This window comes from Streptomyces sp. NPDC002276, from assembly GCF_053891435.1.
Genome location: NZ_JBSFCQ010000010.1, coordinates 131,613 through 153,285 on the forward strand (window position 1 = coordinate 131,613; position 21,673 = coordinate 153,285).

The following is a 21,673-nucleotide window of genomic DNA, read 5'->3' on the forward strand; positions in this document are numbered from 1 at the left end:
GTGGAACCTGTCTCCGAAGGTAGCCTCGCACCCGCCACTGACAAGAGGGCCTTTCCGTACCAATCCCACCGATCCCGCCGGGCGGGGACACAGGCGGCCCAGTGGTGCGGACAGGCCTCAGGCGTGACAGGCGCGGGCGCGGCGCGAGGCGGGACGATCGGCGAACCGGCCGCCGGGGGCGGTCAGTCGACGGGTTCCAGGAACCCCTGTTCCACCAACAGCCGGATCTGCGCGGGCGTCCGGTCGCGGAGCAGGACCGGGTCCTCGCCCACGAGTTGGGCGATCGCGTCGAGGATGCGGCCCGCGCTCAGGCTGCCGTCGCAGACGCCGGCGAAGCCCGCGCCGACGGTGTCGACCTTGGTCGCCCGGCGCATCCCGCGGTGCTGACGCAGCACGACGTGCTCGGGGTCCTCGGCGCCGGGCAGACCCACCTGTTCCTGGATGACCTCGGCGGCGAGCCTGAAGTGGGCGGCGAGCAGGGCCGCGTCGTCGAGGGCGCGCAGCCGGTCGACGCGGTCGAAGTGCGCGCGCACGGTGTCGCCGAGCGGCTGCTCGATCGAGTGCGGCCACTCCTCGACGGTGATCGAGGGTGCGTCAGAATCCGTCCTGCGCAGCGTGATCCAGCCGAAGCCGACGCCCTTGACCTTGCGCGCCTCGAACTCGTCGAGCCACGCGTCGTAGAGCGCCTCGTACGCGGCCGGGTCGCCCCGGTGGTCGCCGGCGTCCCTGAGCCACAACTCGGCGTACTGCGTGACGTCCTGGACCTCGCGCTGCACGATCCACGCGTCGCAGCCGCGCGGCACCCACGACCTGAGCCTGTCCTGCCAGTCCTCCCCCTCCACGTGCTGCCAGTTGGCGAGGAACTGCGCGAATCCGCCCTCGCGCAGTCGGTCCCCCGCTTCCTGAACGAGCGACCGGCACAGATCGTCCCCGCCCATCCCGCCGTCGCGGTAGGTCAGTCGGGCGCCGGGCGAGATCACGAAGGGCGGGTTCGACACGATGAGGTCGTACGTCTCGTCGTCGCGGACCGGGTCGAAGAGGGAGCCCTCGCGGAGGTCGGCCGCCGGTGCGCCGGAGAGCGCCAGGGTGAGCGCGGTGATGTGCAGGGCGCGCGGGTTGACGTCGGTGGCCGTCACGCGCGTGGCGTGCTGTGCCGCGTGCAGCGCCTGGATGCCGGACCCGGTGCCGAGGTCGAGCGCGGTGGCCACCGGTGCCCGTACGGTGATGCCCGCGAGGGTCGTGGACGCGCCGCCCACCCCGAGGACGACGCCTTCCTCCCGGCTGCCGATGCCGCCGGCCCCGCCGACCGCGCATCCGAGGTCGGACACGATGAACCAGTCCTCGCCGCCGGGCCCGCCGTAGGGCCGTACGTCCACGGTCGCGGCGACCTCGTCGGCGCCCACGGACGTCAGCCAGCCGCCCTCCACGCACGCGTCGACGGGCAGGACGTCCCGCACGCGTGCGTGCGGCACGGGCTGCTGGAGCAGGAACAGGCGGACCAGGGTCTCCAACGGGGTGTCGCCCCGGGTCGCGCGGAGGGCCGGCACGGTCTCGCTGCGGGCCAGCGCCGCGTACGCGGGGGCGCCGAGCAGGTCGAGCAGTCCGTCGGCGGTGAAGGAGGCGCCGAGCAGGGCGTCCCGGAGCCGGGCGGCGACCTCCGGGCGGTCGGATGCGGGCAGCGTGGGCAGGGTGGAGTTACTCACGCCCCCATTGTGGCCGCTCCCGCCGACAACGTGCCCGCGCGTGCGAAGGCCCCGGCACGCACGCGTACCGGGGCATCTTTCAGTCACTGAAAGATCGCTGCCTACAGGAGGCGCCGTTCACCGGGCGAGGTCAGAAAGCCCCGGGCGGGATCAGGTGGTCCCGGTCGAGGCCGACGCGGACGCCGACTTGCAGGCCTCCTGCTTGGTCATCGCCTTGCCGACGTCGCCCTCTTCGAGGGTCTTCAGGGCGTCGTTCCCACTGGTGCTGAGCTTGTCCAGCGAGGTCGCGATGCCCTTGAGGCCGTCCGCGAACTTCGCCTGGTCCTTGACGTCGAGTCCGTCGACCTGCTTCTTCAGGGCGGCGTACGACGCGGAGATGTCGTTGAGCTCCTTGACGGCGTTCTGCTGCTTCGTCGCGCCGCTGTCGACGTCCGGCGCCCCGGCGCTGTTCACGGCGGCCCCGATCGCCTTGTAGGCGTCGGACATGTCCTGGAAGGCCTGTGAGTCGGTCTGCCGGACCTGTTCCGGGGTGCTGTTGTCCGAGGTCTCCTTCTGGATCGCCGTGTTGGCGGCCTCGATCTTCTTCGCCTGCGGCTGCACCGCGACGCAGACCTGCTTGGCCCAGGCGTCCAGCTTGGCGTCCGTGTCGTCACCGCTGCCGCCGCATCCCGACAGCGCCAGTACCAGTACCGCACCGCCGGACAGTGCGGCCGCGAGCTTCTTGTTCACCGGATTGGTCCCTTCCATGGCTCTCGGCCCCGGAACATACACGGCGCACAGGCCGCACCCCCGAGCCCGATGACCGACAGGAACGCTTTTGGGACCATTTGCACCAAGCGAGAGAAGGCTCACGGCGAGGCCCTGAACACACACAGAACGGGCGGGCGGCGCCCACAACTCGCGCCGCCCGCCCGCCGGTTGAGCGGGACCTCCCAAGACCCCCCGAACCGGGCCCCGTAGGACCGCCTACGAAACCACCGCGGGGTCCGCCTTCTTGGTCACCCGCTCGGCGTCGTCCTCGTCCCCCACGGCGATCCCGCGCCGCTTGGAGATGTACACCGAGGCGGCGATCACCAGGAACGCGAGCACCGCGATCGTGATGCGCGCCCCGGTGTTCTTGTCGTCGCCGTAGCTGAACTTGATGACCGCGGGCGCGATGAGCAGCGCGACGAGGTTCATCACCTTCAGCAGCGGGTTGATCGCCGGACCGGCCGTGTCCTTGAACGGGTCGCCGACCGTGTCGCCGATCACCGTGGCGGCGTGGGCCTCGCTGCCCTTGCCGCCGTGGTTGCCGTCCTCGACGAGTTTCTTCGCGTTGTCCCAGGCACCGCCCGAGTTCGCCAGGAAGACCGCCATCAGCGTGCCGGTGCCGATGGCGCCCGCGAGGAACGAGCCGAGCGCGCCGACTCCTAGCGTGAACCCGACCGCGATCGGCGTGAGGACCGCGAGCAGGCCCGGTGTGGCCAGTTCGCGCAGCGCGTCCTTGGTGCAGATGTCGACGACGCGCCCGTACTCCGGTGTCTCGGTGTAGTCCATGATCCCGGGGTGCTCGCGGAACTGCCGCCGCACCTCGTAGACCACGGCCCCGGCGGACCGCGAGACCGCGTTGATCGCGAGCCCCGAGAAGAGGAAGACGACCGCGGCGCCGACGATGAGGCCCACCAGGTTGTTGGGCTGGGAGATGTCCATCATCAGGTTGAGCGGCGCGCCCGGTCCCGAGACCTTCTCGCCGACGTCGTTGGCGGCGGTGAGGATGGCGTCCCGGTACGACCCGAAGAGCGCCGACGCCGCCAGGACGGCGGTGGCGATGGCGATGCCCTTCGTGATGGCCTTGGTGGTGTTGCCCACCGCGTCCAGGTTGGTGAGCACCTGCGCGCCCGCGCCCTCGACGTCGCCGGACATCTCCGCGATGCCCTGCGCGTTGTCGGAGACCGGCCCGAAGGTGTCCATGGCGACGATCACACCGACCGTGGTGAGCAGTCCGGTGCCGGCCAGCGCCACCGCGAACAGCGCCAGCATGATCGAGGCGCCGCCGAGCAGGAACGCCCCGTAGACGGCGAGACCGATCAACAGGGCGGTGTAGACGGCCGATTCGAGGCCGAGGGAGATGCCCGCGAGGATGACGGTGGCCGGGCCGGTGAGCGAGGTCTTGCCGATGTCCATCACGGGACGGCGGTTCGTCTCCGTGAAGTAGCCGGTCAGCTGCTGGATCAGGGCGGCGAGCACGATGCCGATGGCCACGGCGACGAGCGCGAGGATCCGCGGATCGCCGTCCTTGACCTTGATCGCCGCGTCGGTGACGCCGTCGAGGTCGGCGTACGACGACGGCAGATAGACGAAGACCGCGACCGCCACCAGCACGAGCGAGATCACCGCGGAGATGAAGAAACCCCGGTTGATCGCGGACATGCCGCTGCGGTCGGTCCGGCGTGGCGCCACCGCGAAGATGCCGATCATGGCGGTGATCACACCGATCGCCGGCACGAGCAGCGGGAAGGCCAGTCCGGAGTCGCCGAAGGCCGCCTTGCCGAGGATCAGCGCGGCGACCAGCGTCACGGCGTACGACTCGAAGAGGTCGGCCGCCATGCCCGCGCAGTCGCCGACGTTGTCGCCCACGTTGTCGGCGATCGTCGCCGCGTTGCGCGGGTCGTCCTCCGGGATGCCCTTCTCGACCTTGCCGACCAGGTCGGCGCCGACGTCGGCGGCCTTGGTGAAGATGCCGCCGCCGACCCTCATGAACATGGCGATGAGGGCGGCACCGAGGCCGAATCCCTCCAGCACCTTCGGCGCGTCGGCCGCATACACCAGCACCACGCAGGAGGCGCCGAGCAGACCGAGCCCCACCGTGAACATGCCGACGACGCCGCCCGTGCGGAAAGCGATCTTCATGGCTTTGTGCGAGACGGCGGTGAGATCCTTTTCGGGCTCACCTTCCGCGGGAGTCGCTTCCCGGGCCGCCGCGGCGACACGGACATTACTGCGTACGGCGAGCCACATACCGATATAGCCGGTGGTCGCCGAGAACACCGCGCCGATCAGGAAGAAGATCGATCGTCCGGCGCGCTGATTCCAGTCGTCCGCGGGCAGCAGCAGAAGCAGGAAGAAAACGATCACGGCGAATACGCCGACCGTGCGCAACTGCCGTCCCAGATAGGCGTTCGCGCCCTCCTGGACCGCTGCCGCGATCTTCTTCATGCTGTCCGTGCCCTCGCCGGCGGCGAGCACCTGGCGGACCAGGATGCCCGCGACCACGAGCGCTGCCAGCGCCACGAGGCCGATCACCATCACGAGGATGCGGTTGTCGTGGGTCAGGACCGCGGCTGCGAAGGTTGTGGGGTGGTCAAACTGCTGAGGGGTAGAAAGCCCCGCCATTCGTCCTCCTTGACGCCTGTGCTGAGCTCAAGATGTGGACGGATTGTAGGTACCGGAACCTGATCAAAACAGTGCGCGGCAAACGGAATTGGCCTTCGCATAGTAATGCCTTAAAAGCATTGGCGCTTGATCAAATTATCGAGAACCGATCGGGGCGTCGATCCGGCATTGATCGTGAATTGATTCACGAATTCAAGCGTACCGGGAACGGGCACTCGCGGCGCGCTCCCGGAAATGCCGAAGGGCCCTGCTCAGCAGGGCCCTTCGGCTGTGGTGTGCGGCGGTTTTCAGGAAAGCGGGGCGGCCGGCGGTGTCGTCGGCCACGTCATACGGATCGATCCGCCGTGCTCCCCCGCGGTGACCTCGACGTCGTCGACGAGCCCGCTGATGACAGCGAGACCCATCTCGTCCTCCTCGGTCTCCGCGTCCGGATCCTCGCCGAGCGCCCCGGGCGCCTTGTCGCCGGGGGCCGAGCGTGGTGCCTCGTCGCCGACCTCGATGGAGAACTGCTTCTCCTCCTCGATCAGCAGCACCTTCACCGGGGCGGTGATCCCACTGCTCTGGTGCAGCCCGACGGCACGGGTGCAGGCCTCGCCGACGGCGAGTCTCACCTCGTCGAGTACGGCCTCGTCCACTCCGGCCCTGCGCGCCACCGCTGCCGCCACCAGCCGGGCGGTCCTGACGTGCTCGGGCAGCGCGCTGAAGCGGAGTTCAACGGTGGCCATGCATCCCCCTCGGGACTACGGGCGTGCTGTCGGAGGGCCGGGCTGCCGAAAGCCCGGTCCACCGGTCGTCTATACGGCCGATCGGGGAGCGGTCGTTCACCGCTCCCTGAACGGTCGGTCAGTCGGTGGCCGCCACCGCTTCCTCGACCGAGGTGTGAATCGGGAACACCTTGGTGAGGCCGGTGATACGGAAGATCTTCAGAATGCGCTCCTGGTTGCAGACCAGGCGCAGCGAGCCCTCGTGGGCACGCACCCGCTTCAGGCCGCCGACCAGCACACCGAGCCCGGTGGAGTCGAGAAAGTCGACGCCCTCCATGTCTACGACGAGGTGAAAACTCCCGTCGTTCACCAGCTCGACCAGCTGTTCGCGCAACTTGGGCGCGGTATATACGTCGATTTCTCCACCGACCTCGACGACCGTACGATCGCCGACGGTACGGGTCGACAGGGACAGGTCCACGGATCCTCCAGCACCTTGCTATCGAGCGGTCATCCCATGGGACACCTCGGCAGAGCCCCCAGGACGGTTCGCCAGCCGCGATGGCATTCAATCACTTACCGCAGGGCGTGCACGACGCCTTGGCTCCATTGTCCGTCACGCCAGTGACACACTCGGTGCCGATGGCCAAGAATCAGCGATCCGATCGACCCTCGGCGAACCCCGTGTCCGGGCTCTCGCCGAGCACGGTTCTGGACCGGCTCGCGTCCGGACCGAGCCGGGCTTCGCGCATCACTCATACGGAGCACTTGCCCCCACGTGAGGGCCGCCATGCCGTCTGGCCTGACCGGATTCGCGCTGAGGTGATCGCCACCGTCCAGGAAGCCGGTATCGAACACCCCTGGGCCCACCAGGCACAGGCCGCCGAGCACGCCCTCGACGGCGAGTCAGTGATCGTTGCCACAGGCACCGCCTCGGGCAAGTCGCTGGCTTATCTGGTACCGGTCCTCTCGGCGCTCCTCGACGGCTCCGAGGCGCCGAACGGCCGCGGCACCACCGCCCTGTACCTGGCCCCCACAAAAGCCCTGGCAGCCGACCAGCTCCGCTCCGTGAAGGAACTTTCACAACCTCTGGGCAATGCCGTTCGCCCGGCCGTGTACGACGGCGACACTCCGTTCGAGGAGCGCGAGTGGGTTCGCCAGTACGCCAACTACGTCCTGACCAACCCCGACATGCTCCACCGGGGCATATTGCCCTCGCACCCGCGCTGGTCCTCCTTCCTGAAAGCCCTGAAGTACGTCGTCATCGACGAGTGCCACACCTACCGGGGCGTCTTCGGCTCCCACGTCGCCCAGGTGCTGCGCCGACTGCGCCGTCTCTGCGCCCGCTACGGCTCTTCCCCCGTCTTCCTGCTCGCCTCCGCGACCGCCGCCGAGCCCTCGGTGGCCGCCCGCCGCCTCACCGGCCTCCCCGTGGTCGAGGTCGCCGACGACGCCTCCCCGCGCGGTGAACTGGTCTTCGCCCTCTGGGAACCCCCGCTCACCGAACTCCACGGCGAGAAGGGCGCCCCGGTCCGCCGTACCGCCACCGCCGAGACCGCCGACCTGCTGACCGACCTCACCGTCCAGGGCGTGCGCTCGGTGGCCTTCGTACGGTCCCGGCGCGGCGCCGAGCTGATCGCGCTGATCGCCCAGGAACGCCTCGCCGAGGTCGACCGCTCACTGGCCCGACGGGTCGCCGCCTACCGCGGCGGCTACCTCCCCGAGGAGCGCCGCGCCCTCGAACGCGCCCTCCACTCCGGCGAGTTGCTCGGCCTCGCCGCCACCACCGCCCTCGAACTCGGCATCGACGTCTCGGGGTTGGACGCCGTCCTCATCGCCGGCTACCCCGGTACCCGCGCCTCGCTGTGGCAGCAGGCGGGCCGCGCCGGACGCTCCGGCCAGGGCGCCCTGGCCGTCCTGGTGGCCCGCGACGACCCCCTGGACACCTTCCTCGTCCACCACCCGGAGGCCCTCTTCGACCAGCCGGTGGAGTCCACCGTCCTGGACCCGGACAACCCGTACGTCCTGGCCCCCCACCTGTGCGCGGCAGCGGCGGAACTCCCGCTCACCGACGACGACTTGGACCTGTTCGGCCCGGCCACCGCGGACCTGCTGCCGCAGCTGGAGGCCGCGAAACTGCTCCGCCGCCGGGCGAAGGCCTGGCACTGGACGCGCCGGGAACGGGCCGCCGACCTCACCGACATCCGCGGCGGGGGCGGAAACCCGGTCCAGATCGTCGAGAACGGCACCGGCCGCCTGCTGGGCACGGTCGACGAGTCCGCCTCCCACGCGACCGTCCACGAGGGCGCGGTCCACCTCCACCAGGGCCGCACGTACCTGGTGAGCTCCCTGGACCTGGAGGACTCGGTGGCTCTGGTCGAGGAGGCCAACCCCCCGTACTCGACGGTCGCCCGCGACACGACAGCCATCTCCGTCCTGGAGACGGACATCGAACTCCCGTGGGGCCAGGGCCGGTTGTGCTACGGCTCTGTCGAAGTCACCAACCAGGTCGTCTCCTTCCTCCGCAGACGTGTCATCACCGGCGAAGTCCTCGGCGAGTCGAAACTCGACCTCCCTCCTCGTACGCTGCGCACCCGCGCGGTGTGGTGGACGGTCACCGAGGACCAGCTCGACGCCGCCCGCATCAACCCCGAGATCCTCGGCGGCGCCCTGCACGCCGCCGAACACGCCTCGATCGGCATGCTCCCCCTCTTCGCCACCTGCGACCGCTGGGACATCGGCGGAGTCTCGGTCCCCCTGCACCCCGACACACTGCTGCCGACGGTCTTCGTCTACGACGGCCATCCCGGCGGCGCGGGCTTCGCCGAGCGCGCCTTCCACACCGCCCGCGCCTGGCTCACCGCCACCCGCCAGGCCATCGCCTCCTGCGAGTGCGACGCCGGCTGCCCGTCCTGCATCCAGTCCCCCAAGTGCGGCAACGGCAACGAGCCGTTGCACAAGCGGGGAGCGGTGCGGTTGCTCACGGAACTGTTGCGGGAGGCGCCGATGCCGGAGGGAGAGGTACGGGAGGGGGAGGTGCCGGTACCGGAAGGAAAGGCGCCGGAGGGGGAGGTGCCGGTCTCTGAGGGAGCGGTGCGGGTGCCGGAGGCGGCACCGGCCCCGCAGGTCCCGCCCGCGCCCTGACCTCCGCCGCGAACGGTCCCAGGCCGGCCGCCGCCGTCACGTCCGACGTCTCCCCCACGACCGCGCACCGCACCAGCCGCGTCCCCTGGGCCCGCGCCACCCGCTCCGCCCGGGCGCAGGCCCCCGTACCGCCCTCCGCCCAGTCGTCGGCCGCCGCGAGGGCCGCGAGATCCGCGGCGCCGGCCGCACGGTGCCGGGCCACGACGGCCTGCCCCAGGGCGAGCACGATCCCGAACACGACGCACATCACGGCCATCGCCCCCAGGCTCCACACGGTGGCGGACCCGCGGTCCGAGCCCGGGCCGGGGTGACGGAATCTCATGCGCCCCAGCGCGGCGACACGACACCTCATGGCCCCGCCCTCCCCTCGCCGACCGTCTCCTCCGCCACCGCCACGGCCTCCTCCCGCACCTCGAAGGGCAGCCCGCTCAGCGCCGGTGGCCTGGCGACCACGACCACACGGACCTGGTCGCCCTCCCTGGAGACCGTGATCCTCGCGTCGCGCGGTGCCGTGTCCCGGGCCACCCGGACGACCGCTTCGGCGGGATCCTGCCGAGCCGCCGCACGGGCGCCCGAGCGTGCCGCGTCCACGCACTGGATCTGCGCGGCCACCACCAGCAGCCCCCACACCAGCGCCATCGCGAACATCACCAGCACGGGCAGGACCACGGCCGCCTCGGCCGTCACGAACCCCCCGTCACCGCCCCGGCGTTCACACCTTCGCATCGAGGGCCCGCTTCACGATGTCCTGGAGTTCCGCGCTGACCGCTCCGCTGGTCACCACCTTGTAGAGCACCACGGCGAACGCCACCGCCGCGACAAGCCCCATGGCGTATTCAGCCGTTGCCATACCGGCGTCCCGCCGCGCGGCGCGGAGTTGCGCCCGTGCCCGTACCGCTCGGACCGCCCGTACCGCCGCTGCCCGTACTCCCTGCACTGCCTTGTACATCTCAACCCCCGTGAGGTTCCTGTTGGTTCGGTTTCTCGATCAGTCGCTGTTCGTCATACGTCCGTCAGCCGCCGCCCCCTCCCGTCGCCCCGCCCGCGAGCCCGATCACCACGGGCAGTACGCCGACCGCGATGAACGCGGGCAGGAAGCACAGCCCCACCGGTGCGGTGATCAGGACGGCCGCCCGCCGGGCCCGTGCCGTCGCGGTGCGGGTCCAGTCGGCGCGGGCCTCCGCCGCGAGCCGGGCGACCGGTCCGGCGGCGGGGAGCCCCGACTCGTCGGCCCGTTCGAGCAACCGAGCCAACGGGCCGGCGCCCGGGAGCGCGGCCAACCTCCGCCAGGCGTCGGCCGGTTCACCGCCCAGCCGCACCTCCGCCGCCGCACGCGCCAGCCGCTCCCCCACGGGTCCCGCCAGCGCCTCGCCCACGGCCTGGGCGGCGATCACCGGCGAGGCCCCGGCGGCGATACAGGCGCCCAGCAGATCGGCGGCGAGCGGGAGTTGGCGAGCGGCGGTGGCCGCGTCGCGCTCGGCGCCGGTGTCGTCGGCCACCTGCCTACGGCGCCACCACCACAGCCCGAATGCGACTGCCCCGCCCACCACGACTCCGGCGATCCCACCGACCAACACCCACCCGGCACCCACGACGCCCACCACCGGCAACCAGCGCCGCGCGGCATCCCGAGCCTCGAACCGCCGCCCGGCGAGCGGCACTTCGCGAGCCTCCCGAGTTTCCCGATTCTCGCGAGCCTCCCGATGCAGCAGCCCGGCCAGCCGTCGCCGAGCCCTCCGCGCCCTCCGCAACGCGTCCAGCCTCCGCACCGACCACGCCACGGCCAGCACCACCCCCAGGGCCACCCCCAGCCTGTGGACAACTTCCGTACTCACTCGGTCCTCCTTCTCCGACTCCGACTCCGGTACCCGGCTGCCACGACTGCTTCGCTCACGCCGCCTCCACCCCGCCCACGATCCGCAGCGCCCACCACATCCCCAGGCCCTCCAGCAACCCCCCGACCACCAGGCACCCCAACCCCGCGCCGCTGTGCAGCAGCACCCGCAACGGATCGGCGCCCATCGCCGCGCCGAGCAGCAGCCCGAGCACCGGCAAGCCGGCGAGCATCACGGCGGTGGCCCGCGCTCCGGCCAACTGGGCGCGCAGGTCGGCCCGTTGGTCACGGTCCGCGCGCAACGCCCCTTCGAGCCGGTCGAGTCCCGCGGCGAGTCCGGCCCCCTGGTCCACGGCGACCCGCCAGCACGCGGCGAGCCCCAACAGGCCTTCCGCGCCCGGCTGTCGGGCCGCCGAGGTGAGCGCACCCGGCACATCCCCGCCGAACCGTGCCGCCGCGAGCACCGCGGCCTGCGCCTCCCCGAGCCCCTCGGAGTCGAGCGCGGCCCGCAGCAACGCCTCGCCCGGCTGCCGCCCCGCGCGCACCTCCCCGGCGAGCGCCGAGCACAGCGCGATCACCGCGTCCCCGCGCGACTCCCGCGCCCGCCGGGCCTCCCCGGCCAGCCGCACCCGCCGTAGCAACGGCACTCCGACCGCCCCCGCGACGACCGGAACCACCGAAGCCCCCAGTGCCGCCACCACCAGTCCGACGCCCAGCGACCACCACTCGGCCCGCAACCGGCCCCGGATCCGCCGCAGTTCGTCGGCGGCCCGCTCCCACGAGGGCGGTCCGACGCCCATCGCCGCGCCGCCCGCGAACAGCAACTGCGCCCGCCGCGCCCCGGACTGCCGCCCGCCCGTCAGCCAGACCAGGGCCCCGACACACACCGCGGCCACGCCGACCGACATCTCACCCGTTCCCACGTCCATCACCACTCCCGTTCGACATCGCCCGTCCCTTCGCCCCCACCCCGGATCAACTCCCGCAACCGCACCCACCCCCGCTCGTACGCGAACGCCTCCGCGCCCCAGCGCAGCGCCGGTACCGTCCGCACCAACCCCGAGGGGTCGCGCTCCAGGACATGGACCTCGGCGATCCGGCGCCGCCCGGCCCGGTCCCGTACGAGGTGCAGGACCACCGACAGTGCCGCCGCCAACTGGCTGTGCAGCGCGGCCCGGTCGAGGCCCGCGGCCGTCCCCAGGGCCTCCAGGCGAGCCGGGACATCGGCCGCGGCGTTGGCGTGCACGGTTCCGCAGCCGCCCTCGTGGCCCGTGTTGAGCGCGGCGAGGAGGGCGACGACCTCGGGTCCGCGCACCTCGCCGACGACGAGCCGGTCCGGCCGCATCCGGAGGGCCTGGCGGACCAGGTCCTGGAGGGTGACGAGGCCGGCGCCCTCCTGGTTGGCGGGTCTGCTCTCCAGCCGTAGGACGTGCGGATGGTCCGGCTTCAGCTCCGCCGAGTCCTCGGCGAGGACGATCCGTTCGCCCGGACCGACCAGCCCGAGCAGCGCGCTCAGGAGTGTCGTCTTGCCGCTCCCGGTACCGCCGCTGATCAGGAAGGACAGCCGGGCCTCGATCACGGCCCGCAGGATCCGGTCGCCGCCCGGCGGGACCGTGCCCGCCGCGACCAGTTCGCCGAGCGTGAACGCGCGCGGTCGTACGACGCGGAGCGAGAGGCAGGTGCAGCCGACCGCGACCGGGGGCAGCACGGCGTGCAGGCGGGTCCCGTCGGGCAGCCGGGCGTCGGCCCAGGGCCGCGCGTCGTCCAGCCGGCGTCCGGCCACCGCGGCCAGGCGCTGCGCGAGACGTCGTACGGCCGCCGCGTCCGGGAAGGTGACGGCGGTCAGTTCCAGGCCGCCGCCCCGGTCGACCCACACCCGGTCCGGGGCCGACACGAGCACGTCGGTGACCGAGGGGTCGGCGAGCAGGGACTCCAGCGGCCCGCTGCCCACCAGCTCGGACCGCAACTGCTCGGCCGCGCCGAGGACTTCGGCGTCCCCCAGCACCCGCCCCTGCTCCCGCAGCGCCTGCGCCACCCGCGCGGGCGTCGGCTCACCGCCGCTCTCGGCCAGCCACCGCCGCACCCCGTCGAGCATCCCGGCGGGCATCCCTGGAGCCGGACCGAAGCCGGTCCCCACCGGCCCGCTCATACGCCACCCGCCTCGACCAGCGCCCGCTCCCAGAACTCCCGGCAGAACCGCGCCAGCGGTCCCCGCCCGGCCGCCCCCGGCGGCGCCTTGCCGTCGTGCGGCCGCAACAGGCCCGATTCGAGCGGTACTTCGCCCGCCAGCGGCAGTCCGAGGAGGCGGGCCACCTCACGGTCGTCGAGGCCGGGGGCGTACGGCCCGCGGACGGCCACACGGAGATCGCGCAGGACCATGCCGACGGCGGACGCGATCCGGCCGGCCGCGGCGACGGCGCGCAGTTCGGCGGGGACCACTAGAAGGCCCACGTCGAGTTGGGCGAGGGTCTCGGCGACACCGTCGTCGATGCGGCGGGGCAGGTCGACGACGACCGTGCCGCCGCGCCTTCTGGCCGCGGCGAGCACCGCGCGGACGGCCTGCGGCGGGATGGCGACGCAGTCGCCGCGGTCCCAGCTGAGCACCCGGAGCGAGTGGAGTTCGGGGAGGGACTCCTCCAGGGCGCCGCCGCCGACCCGGCCGCGCGAGGCGGCGAACGCGGGCCAGCGCAGGCCTTCCGCGCTCTCTCCGCCGAGGAGTACGTCGAGTCCGCCCCCGAGGGGATCCGCGTCCACCAGGAGGGTGCGCAGTCCCTCCCGCGCGGAGGTGACGGCGAGGGCGCACGCGAGCGTGGACGCTCCGGCCCCGCCGCGGCCCCCGATGACGCCGACGGTGAGCGCGGGGCGGCCGACGCCCTCGGCCACGTCGGCGATGCGGTCGACGAGCCACTGCTCGCCGTCGGGCAGCATCAGGACGTGATCGGCGCCGATCTCGACGGCCCGCCGCCAGACCCCGGAGTCGTCCTGGTCCCGGCCGACCAGCACCACCCCGTTGCGGCGGGCGGCCCCGCGCACCCGTCGTGCCGCGTCGTCGCCGACGAGGACGAGCGGCGCCGTCTCCCAGCCGCTCCGGCGCTCCGGGAGCCCGGGATGGACCTCGGGTGTCGCGCCGGCCGCCGCGCACAGGCGCAGCAAGTCGTCGAGGAGTTCGGCGTCCTCGGTGACGATCAGCGGTCCGCCCTGTCGTCCGCCGGCGGCGGGTGGCGGATCGTGTGTGACAGTTCCGGCCATTCTTTCCATCCCCCATCGATGTGTCTCTCGCGTCGCCCCTGCGGTCCCGCGATTCCCAAACGTGCGAAGAACCGGCGATCGGCCTCCATATGCACGGCCGACAGAAACCGGCCGAACGCGTCCGACAAACGGAACCGGCCATGAACTCGCCGCGAGCGAGGACGCGTTGGAATCACGGTGCGGGCATCGCGGAAATCGTGTGGATCTTGGTCGAAAACTGTGGACAACGCGGGGCCTGTGAATATCGCCGTCACCCATACCGGTGACCCCCGTACTGGCCTCTGTGCGAGTTCCGCAGCGCAGCCCCACAGCTACGCGCAGTGACGGGCTCTGGGCATGAAAAAAGGCGGCCTCAGCCGCCTCGCGATGCCCTCACGACCACGCACGGAAAGCGAAAACGGGTCCGGACATGCGACGACCCCCACCGGGGGGGAGAGTGGGGGTCGCCTTCACGGCCGACTCGGGGGGGGGAGGAGCCGGGCCGCGTTAGCACGGTCGCGAACGATCCGTGACTTCCATGGTGTACCCGAGAGCCCTCTCAGGCAAACCCACGCGCCACACCTTACGCCGAATGGGCTGCGCCTATGCTCTGGGTTGTGGAAAACCACTCCTTGCCCCGCACAGCAGCCTTCTTTGACCTGGACAAGACGGTCATTGCGAAGTCGAGCACGCTCACCTTCGGCAAGTCCTTCTACCAAGGCGGACTGATCAACCGCAGGGCCGCGCTGCGGACCGCCTATGCGCAGTTCGTCTTCCTCGCGGGCGGCGCCGACCACGACCAGATGGAGCGGATGCGCAAGTACCTGTCCTCGCTCTGCCGCGGCTGGAACGTCCAACAGGTGAAGGAGATCGTCGCCGAGACCCTGCACGACCTGATCGACCCGATCATCTACGACGAGGCCGCCTCCCTCATCGAGGAGCACCACCGCGCCGGCCGCGACGTCGTGATCGTGTCCACGTCGGGCGCCGAGGTCGTCGAGCCGATCGGTGAACTCCTGGGCGCGGACCGGGTGGTGGCGACCCGCATGGTGGTGGGCGACGACGGCTGCTTCACGGGCGAGGTGGAGTACTACGCGTACGGCCCGACGAAGGCCGAGGCGATCAAGGAGCTGGCCCAGTCCGAGGGGTACGACCTCGACCGCTGCTACGCCTACAGCGATTCGGTGACCGATGTGCCGATGCTCCAGTCCGTGGGCCGTCCCTACGCCGTGAACCCGGACCGCGCGCTGCGCAAGGAGGCCATCGCGCGCGGGTGGCCGATTCTGGACTTCAACCGCCCGGTCCGGCTCAAGCAGCGGCTGCCCACGCTCTCCGTGCCGCCCCGCCCGGCGCTCGTGGTGGCGGCGGCCGTGGGTGCCGCGGCGGCCACGGCGGGGCTCGTCTGGTACGCGAGCCGACGCAAGGCGGGGACCGTTTACACCGTTTAGTGGCTCTTTGAACGCAAAAGTAAAGAAGCGCGGCAAGGGGTTCCGCTTCCTCCGGCGCGGGAGTACAAAGGATTCAACGGCCCGCGAGACCAAGGACATCCGAAAGGATCACCTTAATAACGCATTTGGCCCCACGGACCGCGCATGAACACCGAGCACCCACGCGACGTCGACCCGTCGATTACGGGCCAGCCGCACCAGGTGACGGGCGATGTTCCCGACCTGATGGGCAATATTTCGAGGACGCTTGGTAACCCGGTGGAACATGCCAGCGGCGGTACGAATCCTCGTACCGCCGCATCCCGTAACGGCCCTCTACGTAGAGGGCCGTTACCCTGTGTCAGGCGGCCCCGCGTTGCAGCGCCTCGCACACCGCCGTCGACTCGCGCGCACCCAGCTCGACGGCCCGTCCGCAGTGCGTGATCCACGCGGCCATGCCCTCCGGAGTGCCGGAAACGTAGCCGTCCAGGGCCGCCAGATAGGCCGCGCGCCCGAGTTCGGCGTGGCCGACCTCCGCCGGACACACGGACTTCGGGTCGAGACCGCTGCCGATGAGGACGATCCGCTCGGCCGTGCGCGCGACGAGCCCGTTGCGGGAGGTGAAGGGGCGCAGCGCGAGCAGTTCGCCGTGCACGACGGCGGCCGTCACCAGCGCCGGCGCCGAACCGCCCGCGATGATCAGCTCCGAGAGTCCCTCCAGGCGCCCGGAGACCTCGGCCGCACCGGGGAGCGGCAGTTCGACGAGCGGTTCGTCGACCGGCTCCCCCGCCTGGCGGGGCCGTCCGATCTCGCCCTCCTTGCTCGCGGCGGCCACCAGGTGCAGCCGGGCGAGCACCCTGAGGGGCGACTGCCGCCAGATGGACAGGAGTTGGCCCGCCTCGGCGGACAGCCGAAGGGCCGCGCCCATCGTGCGGGCCTCCTCGTCACCGCTGAAGTCGGTGCGCCGACGCACCTCTTCGAGTGCCCAGTCGGCCCCGGACAGCGCGGCGGAGCCACGGGCCCCGCGCAGTGCCGCCTCGGCGGTGATCTCGTTGCTGCGGCGCCGCATGACCCGGTGCCCGTAGACCCGGTCCACGGCCTTGCGCATGGACTCGACGGACTCGGCCACTCCGGGCAACGTGCCCAGGGCCGCGAGCGGATCGGCGGTCGCACCTGTCGTACTCATGAGTACGACAGTAGCCATCCCGGCGGCGCGCCCCACGATGGAGTGGTCTTCTTCACGCACACCTGCCACATACAGCTACGGCACGACTACGCTTCGTGAACATGAAAATTGCTTTCGTCGGGAAGGGCGGCAGCGGAAAGACCACCCTGTCCTCCCTGTTCGTCCGCCACCTCGCGGCCACCGCCCAACCCGTCGTCGCCGTCGACGCGGACATCAACCAGCACCTGGGCCCCGCGCTCGGCCTGGACGAGGCCGAGGCCGCCGCACTGCCCGCACTGGGCGAGCACCTCCCCCTGATCAAGGACTACCTGCGCGGCGGCAACCCGCGCATCGCCTCCGCCGACACGATGATCAAGACCACCCCGCCCGGCGCGGGCTCCCGGCTGCTGCGGGTACGGGAGAACAATCCGGTCTACGACACCTGCGCGCGCTCGGTGGAACTCGACGGCGGCGCCGCCCGTTTGATGGTCACGGGCCCCTTCACGGACGCCGACCTGGGGGTTTCCTGCTACCACTCCAAGACGGGAGCGGTGGAGCTGTGCCTGAACCACCTGGTGGACGGGCGCGACGAGTTCGTCGTGGTGGACATGACGGCGGGCTCGGACTCCTTCGCCTCCGGCATGTTCACCCGCTTCGACATCACGTTCCTGGTGGCCGAGCCGACCCGGAAGGGGGTCTCCGTCTATCGCCAGTACAAGGAGTACGCCCGCGACTTCGGCGTCGTCCTGAAAGTCGTCGGCAACAAGGTGCAGGGTCAGGACGATCTCGACTTCCTCCGCGCCGAGGTCGGGGACGACCTGCTGGTGACGGTGGGGCACTCGGACTGGGTGCGTGCCATGGAGAAGGGCCGTCCGCCCCGGTTCGAGCTCCTGGAGGACGTCAACCGCCGCGCCCTGCGGATGCTGGAGATCGCCGCCGACGCGACGTACGAACTGCGCGACTGGGAGCGCTACACGCAGCAGATGGTGCACTTCCACCTGAAGAACGCCCGGAGTTGGGGCAACGAGCGCACCGGGGCCGACCTGGCGGCGCAGGTCGACCCCGGGTTCGTGCTCGACGAGAGCATCACCGCACCGGTGTGAGGCGCACCCTCTCCCGACCCGCTACTGCTTGACCGCCGGCGCCCCGGGCACACCCTTCGGGGCCGGGGCGGGGCGGCCGGTCAGGAAGGACGCCCAGCCCGGCTTCGGTGTCTCGCCGACGTTGAGGGTGCGCAGCTTCGCCAGGGTCCCCGGGTCCTGGGCGTCCAGCCAGTCGGCCAGTTGCCGGAAGGAGACACAGCGCGTCTCGGGCTTGTTGCAAACCTTCTCGATGACCTCGTCGAGGGCACGCATGTAGGTGCCCCCGTTCCAGGACTCGAAGTGATTGCCGATGACCAGGGGCGCGCGATTGCCGTCGTAGGCCCGGTCGAAGCCCTTGAGCAGGCCGTCACGCATCTCGTCGCCCCACTGCTCGTACTTGTCGGGGTCGCCCTGGGTCTGCGTGCCGGACTGGTTGACCATGAAGTTGTAGTCCATGGTCAGTTGCTCGTAGGTGTGGCCGGGGAAGGGGACGAGCTGCATGGACAGGTCCCACAGCCCCTCCTTCTTCTTGGGCCAGATCTGGTCGTTGACCCCGCTGGTGTCGTAGCGGAAGCGCAACTGGCTCGCCGCCTTCATGAAGTTGGCCTGGCCCTCCAGACAGGGCGTGCGGGCGCCGACGAGCTCCTTGTCGTAGTCGAAGGGCAGTGAAGACGCCTTCTTCATCCCGGAGTTGGTCTTCCAGGTCTTCACGAACTGCTTCGCCTGGGCGATCTCGCTCTTCCACTCGGCGACCGACCACTCGCCGACCCCGCCGTTCTTGCCGCAGAAGTGACCGTTGAAGTGGGTGCCGATCTCGTTGCCCTCCAGCCACGCCAGGCGCAGCTGCTTCACGGTGTCGGAGATGCCCTGCTCGTCGTTGAAGCCAATGTCCGAGCTGCCCGGTGAGTGCTCCGGGGGCTTGTAGAGGTCGCGCTTGTCCTCCGGCAGCATGTACACGCCGCTGAGGAAGTACGTCATGTTCGCGTGGTTGGCCTTGGAGACCTTGCGGAAGTGGGAGAACAGCTTCTGGCTGTCCTCGCCCGCGCCGTCGAAGGAGAACACCACGAACTGCGGGGGCTTCTGACCGGGCTTGAGCCGCTCGGGTCTGGGCAGATGCGGCTGCGCCCCGGTGTACGACGTGGAGCCGTCCCCGATCAGGCGGACTCCGCTCTTGGGTGCCGGGGCGGGCGCCGCCTTGTGCGGACCGTGCGCTCCGCGCGGGGAACCGTTGTCACCGATCGCGCAACCGGCGAGCGACGCGGCACAGGCCGCGGCGATCACGGCGCCCGCGGTGATCCTCTGGGTGGCGGCCATGTCCGCCCACCTTCTTCCTTCGTTCGGACCGACGCCGATCAGGGCGTTTTCTGGCGATGTGCCGGGATTCTCGGCAGCGCCGCCAAGGTCGCACGGGGCCGAAGGTGGGATTAGTACGACAAGCCGATGAAATTCTCACTTCACTCTGCGAGGTGACTTATTAACCCATTTGCACGGAAAGTCTATGCTTGACCTTTACTCTGCATTACGATCCATTTACCGAGCGTTGAGATATCCCGCCGCTGCACGCCGTGACCCACGGCCGCGACCGACCCCCGCCATCGACGGGGACCACCAGTTCCGCGACCGCGCTGCCCCGGAGGAGACGGGAAGACATGTCAGCCTGCGTACCCACCCGCGCCACCGACTCGAACGCCGATCGGACGAAGCGCGTCCACCCGCCCCACAGCCCGCCACCGCCCCCGCACCGCCGCTTCCGGATCGCGGGCGCCGATGTGTCGGCGTCCATCGCGGTCTTCCTGATCGCCCTGCCCCTGTCCCTCGGCATCGCGCTGGCCACCGGCGCGCCCCTCCAGGCCGGCCTGGTCGCCGCCGCCGCGGGCGGACTCGTCGCCGGGCTGCTCGGCGGCTGCCCCCTCCAGGTCAGCGGCCCGGCCGCCGGACTCACCGTGGTCACCGCCGACCTGATCCACCGTTACGGCTGGCGCACGACCTGCGCGATCACCGTCCTCGCGGGCCTGACCCAACTCGCCCTGGGCTGCGTGCGCGTGGCCCGCACCGCGCTCGCCGTCAGCCCCGCGATCGTGCACGGCATGCTCGCCGGCATCGGTGTCACCATCGCCGTCGCCCAGCTGCACATCGTCCTCGGCGGCACCCCGCAGAGCTCGGTCCTCGCCAACCTCCGCGCGCTGCCCGCCCAGTTGGCGGACCTGCACCCCGCCGACGTGGCGATGAGCGCGCTGACGCTGGCCCTTCTGCTGCTGTGGCCGCGCGTCCCCGGCCGGCTCGGGCATCTGATGCGGAAGATCCCGGCCGCGCTCGTCGCCGTCGCCGGGGCCACGCTCACCGCCTCCCTCACCGGGCTCGGTCTGGCCAAGGTCGACCTGCCGTCCTGGAGCAGCCACGCGCTGGCCGGACTGCCCGAGGGCCCGGTGCTCGGCATCGCCGCCGCCGTCCTCACCACCACGCTGGTGTGCAGTGTGCAGTCGCTGCTCGGCGCGGTCGCCGTGGACAAGCTGGTCGCCGGGCGGCCCGGGCTCTCCGCCCGCGTCGGCCGCTCCGACCTCAACCGCGAACTGCTCGGCCAGGGCGCCGCCAACATCGTCTCCGGCGTGCTCGGCGGACTGCCGGTCGCGGGGGTGGCCGTACGGAGTTCGGCGAATGTGCAAGCAGGTGCCGTGAGCCGGAACTCCACGATGCTGCACGGCGTTCTCGTAGTGATCGCCGCGCTGCTGATGGTCCCGGTGCTGGAGCTGATTCCGCTCGCTTCGCTCGCCGCACTCGTGATGGCCGTCGGTATCCAGATGGTGTCCCTGCACCACATCCGCACGGTGACCCGCCACCGCGAAGTGCTGGTCTACGCCGTCACCACCCTCGGCGTGGTCGTCTTCGGTGTCCTGGAGGGCGTGCTCCTCGGGGTCGCCGTGGCGGTGGCCGTCGCCCTGCACCGCCTCACCCACACCCGCATCACGCACGACGAGAAGGAAGGAGTCCATCACGTACACGTCCGAGGGCAGTTGACGTTCCTCGCGGTGCCGCGGCTCAGCCGCACCCTGCATCTCGTACCCCAAGGCGCCCACGTCGTCGTGGAGTTGGACGGTTCGTTCATGGACCACGCGGCGTACGAGTCACTTCAGGACTGGCAGAACGCGCACACCGCGCGGGGAGGCACCGCCGAACTGACGGGCCGCCGTACGGGAGTCAGTGCCGGTGCCACGGGTGCGGAAGCCTGCCGCTGTCACCCCTGGACGCCGTGGCGCGAGCACCGGTGCGAGCGCCCGCAGTCCACGCCCCGCAGCGGCGGTCCCGCCTCCGGGCATCAACTCGCCCGTGGCATCAGCGCGTTCCAGCGCAACACCGCACCCCTCGTGCGGGACGAGCTGGCCCGGCTGGCCAGGGAGGGGCAGCAGCCTTCGCAGCTCTTCCTGACCTGCGCCGACTCACGGCTGGTCACGTCGATGATCACCTCCAGTGGTCCCGGCGACCTGTTCGTCGTGCGGAACGTGGGCAACCTCGTGCCGCGGCCCGGCGAGGAGAGCGGCGACGACTCGGTGGCGGCGGCGATCGAGTACGCGGTGGACGTGCTGCGCGTGAGATCGATCACGGTGTGCGGGCACTCCGGGTGCGGGGCCATGCAGGCGCTGCTCAACTCCCAGCCGGGGGAGGCCCGTTCACCCCTCCAGCGGTGGCTGCGGCACGGGCGGCCGAGCCTGGAGCGGATGGCCGACGACAACCGGCCCTGGGCGCGGCTCGCCACCAGGGCGCCCGCCGACGCCGTGGAACAGCTGTGTCTGACCAATGTGGTGCAGCAGTTGGAGCATCTGCGGGGGCACGAGTCGGTGGCGCGGGCCCTGCGGGACGGGGAGTTGGAGCTCCACGGGATGTACTTCCACGTGGGTGAGGCGCAGGCGTATCTGCTGAGCGAGGAGGACGAGTTGTTCGATCGGGTGGGGGTGGTGGACGTGTCGGCCTGAACCTCGTCCACCCGGCGTCCGTGGGTACGAAAGACCCCCGCCGCAC

Annotated in this window: 17 protein-coding genes and 1 pseudogene; 4 read left to right on the forward strand and 14 right to left on the reverse strand. The window is 71.2% G+C overall.

Annotated features, from left to right (window positions below; translation table 11 throughout):
- Positions 1-182: 182 nt before the first annotated feature.
- From ACWIHT_RS25405 to bldG, 5 genes are all read right to left on the reverse strand, one after another.
- Positions 183-1,703, reverse strand: coding sequence for a DUF7059 domain-containing protein (locus ACWIHT_RS25405; protein ID WP_456170527.1), 1,521 nt, complete (start codon positions 1,701-1,703; stop codon positions 183-185).
- A gap of 150 nt (positions 1,704-1,853) precedes the next feature.
- Positions 1,854-2,450: a small secreted protein gene (locus ACWIHT_RS25410; protein WP_456170529.1), complete on the reverse strand. Its 597-nt coding sequence runs from the start codon at positions 2,448-2,450 to the stop codon at positions 1,854-1,856.
- 219 nt (positions 2,451-2,669) lie between these two features.
- A complete protein-coding gene (locus ACWIHT_RS25415; protein ID WP_456170530.1) occupies positions 2,670-5,075 on the reverse strand; it encodes a sodium-translocating pyrophosphatase in 2,406 nt (801 codons plus the stop codon).
- A 287-nt stretch (positions 5,076-5,362) separates the two neighbouring features.
- Complete coding sequence (locus tag ACWIHT_RS25420; protein WP_200716092.1) at positions 5,363-5,800, reverse strand: ATP-binding protein; 438 nt, start codon at positions 5,798-5,800, stop codon at positions 5,363-5,365.
- 118 nt (positions 5,801-5,918) lie between these two features.
- Positions 5,919-6,260, reverse strand: a complete 342-nt coding sequence (gene bldG / locus ACWIHT_RS25425; protein WP_003975386.1) for an anti-sigma factor antagonist BldG — start codon at positions 6,258-6,260, stop codon at positions 5,919-5,921.
- A gap of 80 nt (positions 6,261-6,340) precedes the next feature.
- Here bldG and ACWIHT_RS25430 point away from each other — a divergent pair, with 80 nt between their 5' ends.
- Positions 6,341-8,923 (forward strand): DEAD/DEAH box helicase, encoded by a 2,583-nt coding sequence (locus ACWIHT_RS25430; protein ID WP_456170532.1) that lies wholly within the window; start codon positions 6,341-6,343, stop codon positions 8,921-8,923.
- On the opposite strand, the pseudogene ACWIHT_RS25435 reads toward ACWIHT_RS25430, so the two are convergent.
- From ACWIHT_RS25435 to ssd, 7 genes and pseudogenes are all read right to left on the reverse strand, one after another.
- A pseudogene (locus tag ACWIHT_RS25435) lies at positions 8,838-9,275 on the reverse strand (Rv3654c family TadE-like protein); the annotation flags it as partial. The gene ACWIHT_RS25430 and the pseudogene ACWIHT_RS25435 overlap by 86 nt on opposite strands.
- Complete coding sequence (locus tag ACWIHT_RS25440) at positions 9,272-9,649, reverse strand: TadE family type IV pilus minor pilin (protein ID WP_456170533.1); 378 nt, start codon at positions 9,647-9,649, stop codon at positions 9,272-9,274. The pseudogene ACWIHT_RS25435 and the gene ACWIHT_RS25440, both read right to left, overlap by 4 nt.
- Complete coding sequence (locus tag ACWIHT_RS25445) at positions 9,636-9,872, reverse strand: DUF4244 domain-containing protein (RefSeq protein ID WP_456170534.1); 237 nt, start codon at positions 9,870-9,872, stop codon at positions 9,636-9,638. Before ACWIHT_RS25445 ends, ACWIHT_RS25440 begins: the two co-directional genes overlap by 14 nt.
- A gap of 64 nt (positions 9,873-9,936) precedes the next feature.
- The gene (locus tag ACWIHT_RS25450; RefSeq protein ID WP_456170535.1) at positions 9,937-10,758 is read right to left on the reverse strand and encodes a type II secretion system F family protein; all 822 of its coding nucleotides are present in this window, start codon (positions 10,756-10,758) and stop codon (positions 9,937-9,939) included.
- A gap of 55 nt (positions 10,759-10,813) precedes the next feature.
- Positions 10,814-11,686, reverse strand: a complete 873-nt coding sequence (locus ACWIHT_RS25455; protein WP_456170536.1) for a type II secretion system F family protein — start codon at positions 11,684-11,686, stop codon at positions 10,814-10,816.
- Positions 11,686-12,906, reverse strand: a complete 1,221-nt coding sequence (locus ACWIHT_RS25460) for a TadA family conjugal transfer-associated ATPase (protein WP_456170537.1) — start codon at positions 12,904-12,906, stop codon at positions 11,686-11,688. The genes ACWIHT_RS25455 and ACWIHT_RS25460 overlap by 1 nt, the downstream gene beginning before the upstream one ends.
- Positions 12,903-14,006 carry a septum site-determining protein Ssd gene (gene ssd, locus ACWIHT_RS25465; protein ID WP_456170538.1) on the reverse strand — a complete coding sequence of 368 codons (1,104 nt, stop codon included), beginning with the start codon at positions 14,004-14,006 and terminating at the stop codon, positions 12,903-12,905. Before ssd ends, ACWIHT_RS25460 begins: the two co-directional genes overlap by 4 nt.
- Positions 14,007-14,590: 584 nt before the next feature.
- Between ssd and ACWIHT_RS25470 the strand changes: the two genes are divergently transcribed.
- Positions 14,591-15,433, forward strand: coding sequence for an HAD family hydrolase (locus ACWIHT_RS25470; protein WP_456170539.1), 843 nt, complete (start codon positions 14,591-14,593; stop codon positions 15,431-15,433).
- Between the two features lie 340 nt (positions 15,434-15,773).
- On the opposite strand, the gene ACWIHT_RS25475 is transcribed toward ACWIHT_RS25470, so the two are convergent.
- A complete protein-coding gene (locus ACWIHT_RS25475) occupies positions 15,774-16,598 on the reverse strand; it encodes an oxidoreductase (RefSeq protein ID WP_456170540.1) in 825 nt (274 codons plus the stop codon).
- Between the two features lie 101 nt (positions 16,599-16,699).
- On the opposite strand from ACWIHT_RS25475, the gene ACWIHT_RS25480 reads away from it, so the two are divergent.
- Positions 16,700-17,680 (forward strand): ATP-binding protein, encoded by a 981-nt coding sequence (locus ACWIHT_RS25480; RefSeq protein ID WP_456170541.1) that lies wholly within the window; start codon positions 16,700-16,702, stop codon positions 17,678-17,680.
- Positions 17,681-17,701: 21 nt separating this feature from the next.
- On the opposite strand, the gene ACWIHT_RS25485 is transcribed toward ACWIHT_RS25480, so the two are convergent.
- Entirely contained in the window at positions 17,702-18,973 is a 1,272-nt protein-coding gene (locus ACWIHT_RS25485; protein WP_456170542.1) for a hypothetical protein, read from the reverse strand.
- Between the two features lie 335 nt (positions 18,974-19,308).
- Here ACWIHT_RS25485 and ACWIHT_RS25490 point away from each other — a divergent pair, with 335 nt between their 5' ends.
- Positions 19,309-21,627: a SulP family inorganic anion transporter gene (locus tag ACWIHT_RS25490; protein WP_456170543.1), complete on the forward strand. Its 2,319-nt coding sequence runs from the start codon at positions 19,309-19,311 to the stop codon at positions 21,625-21,627.
- The last annotated feature ends 46 nt before the right edge of the window (positions 21,628-21,673 follow it).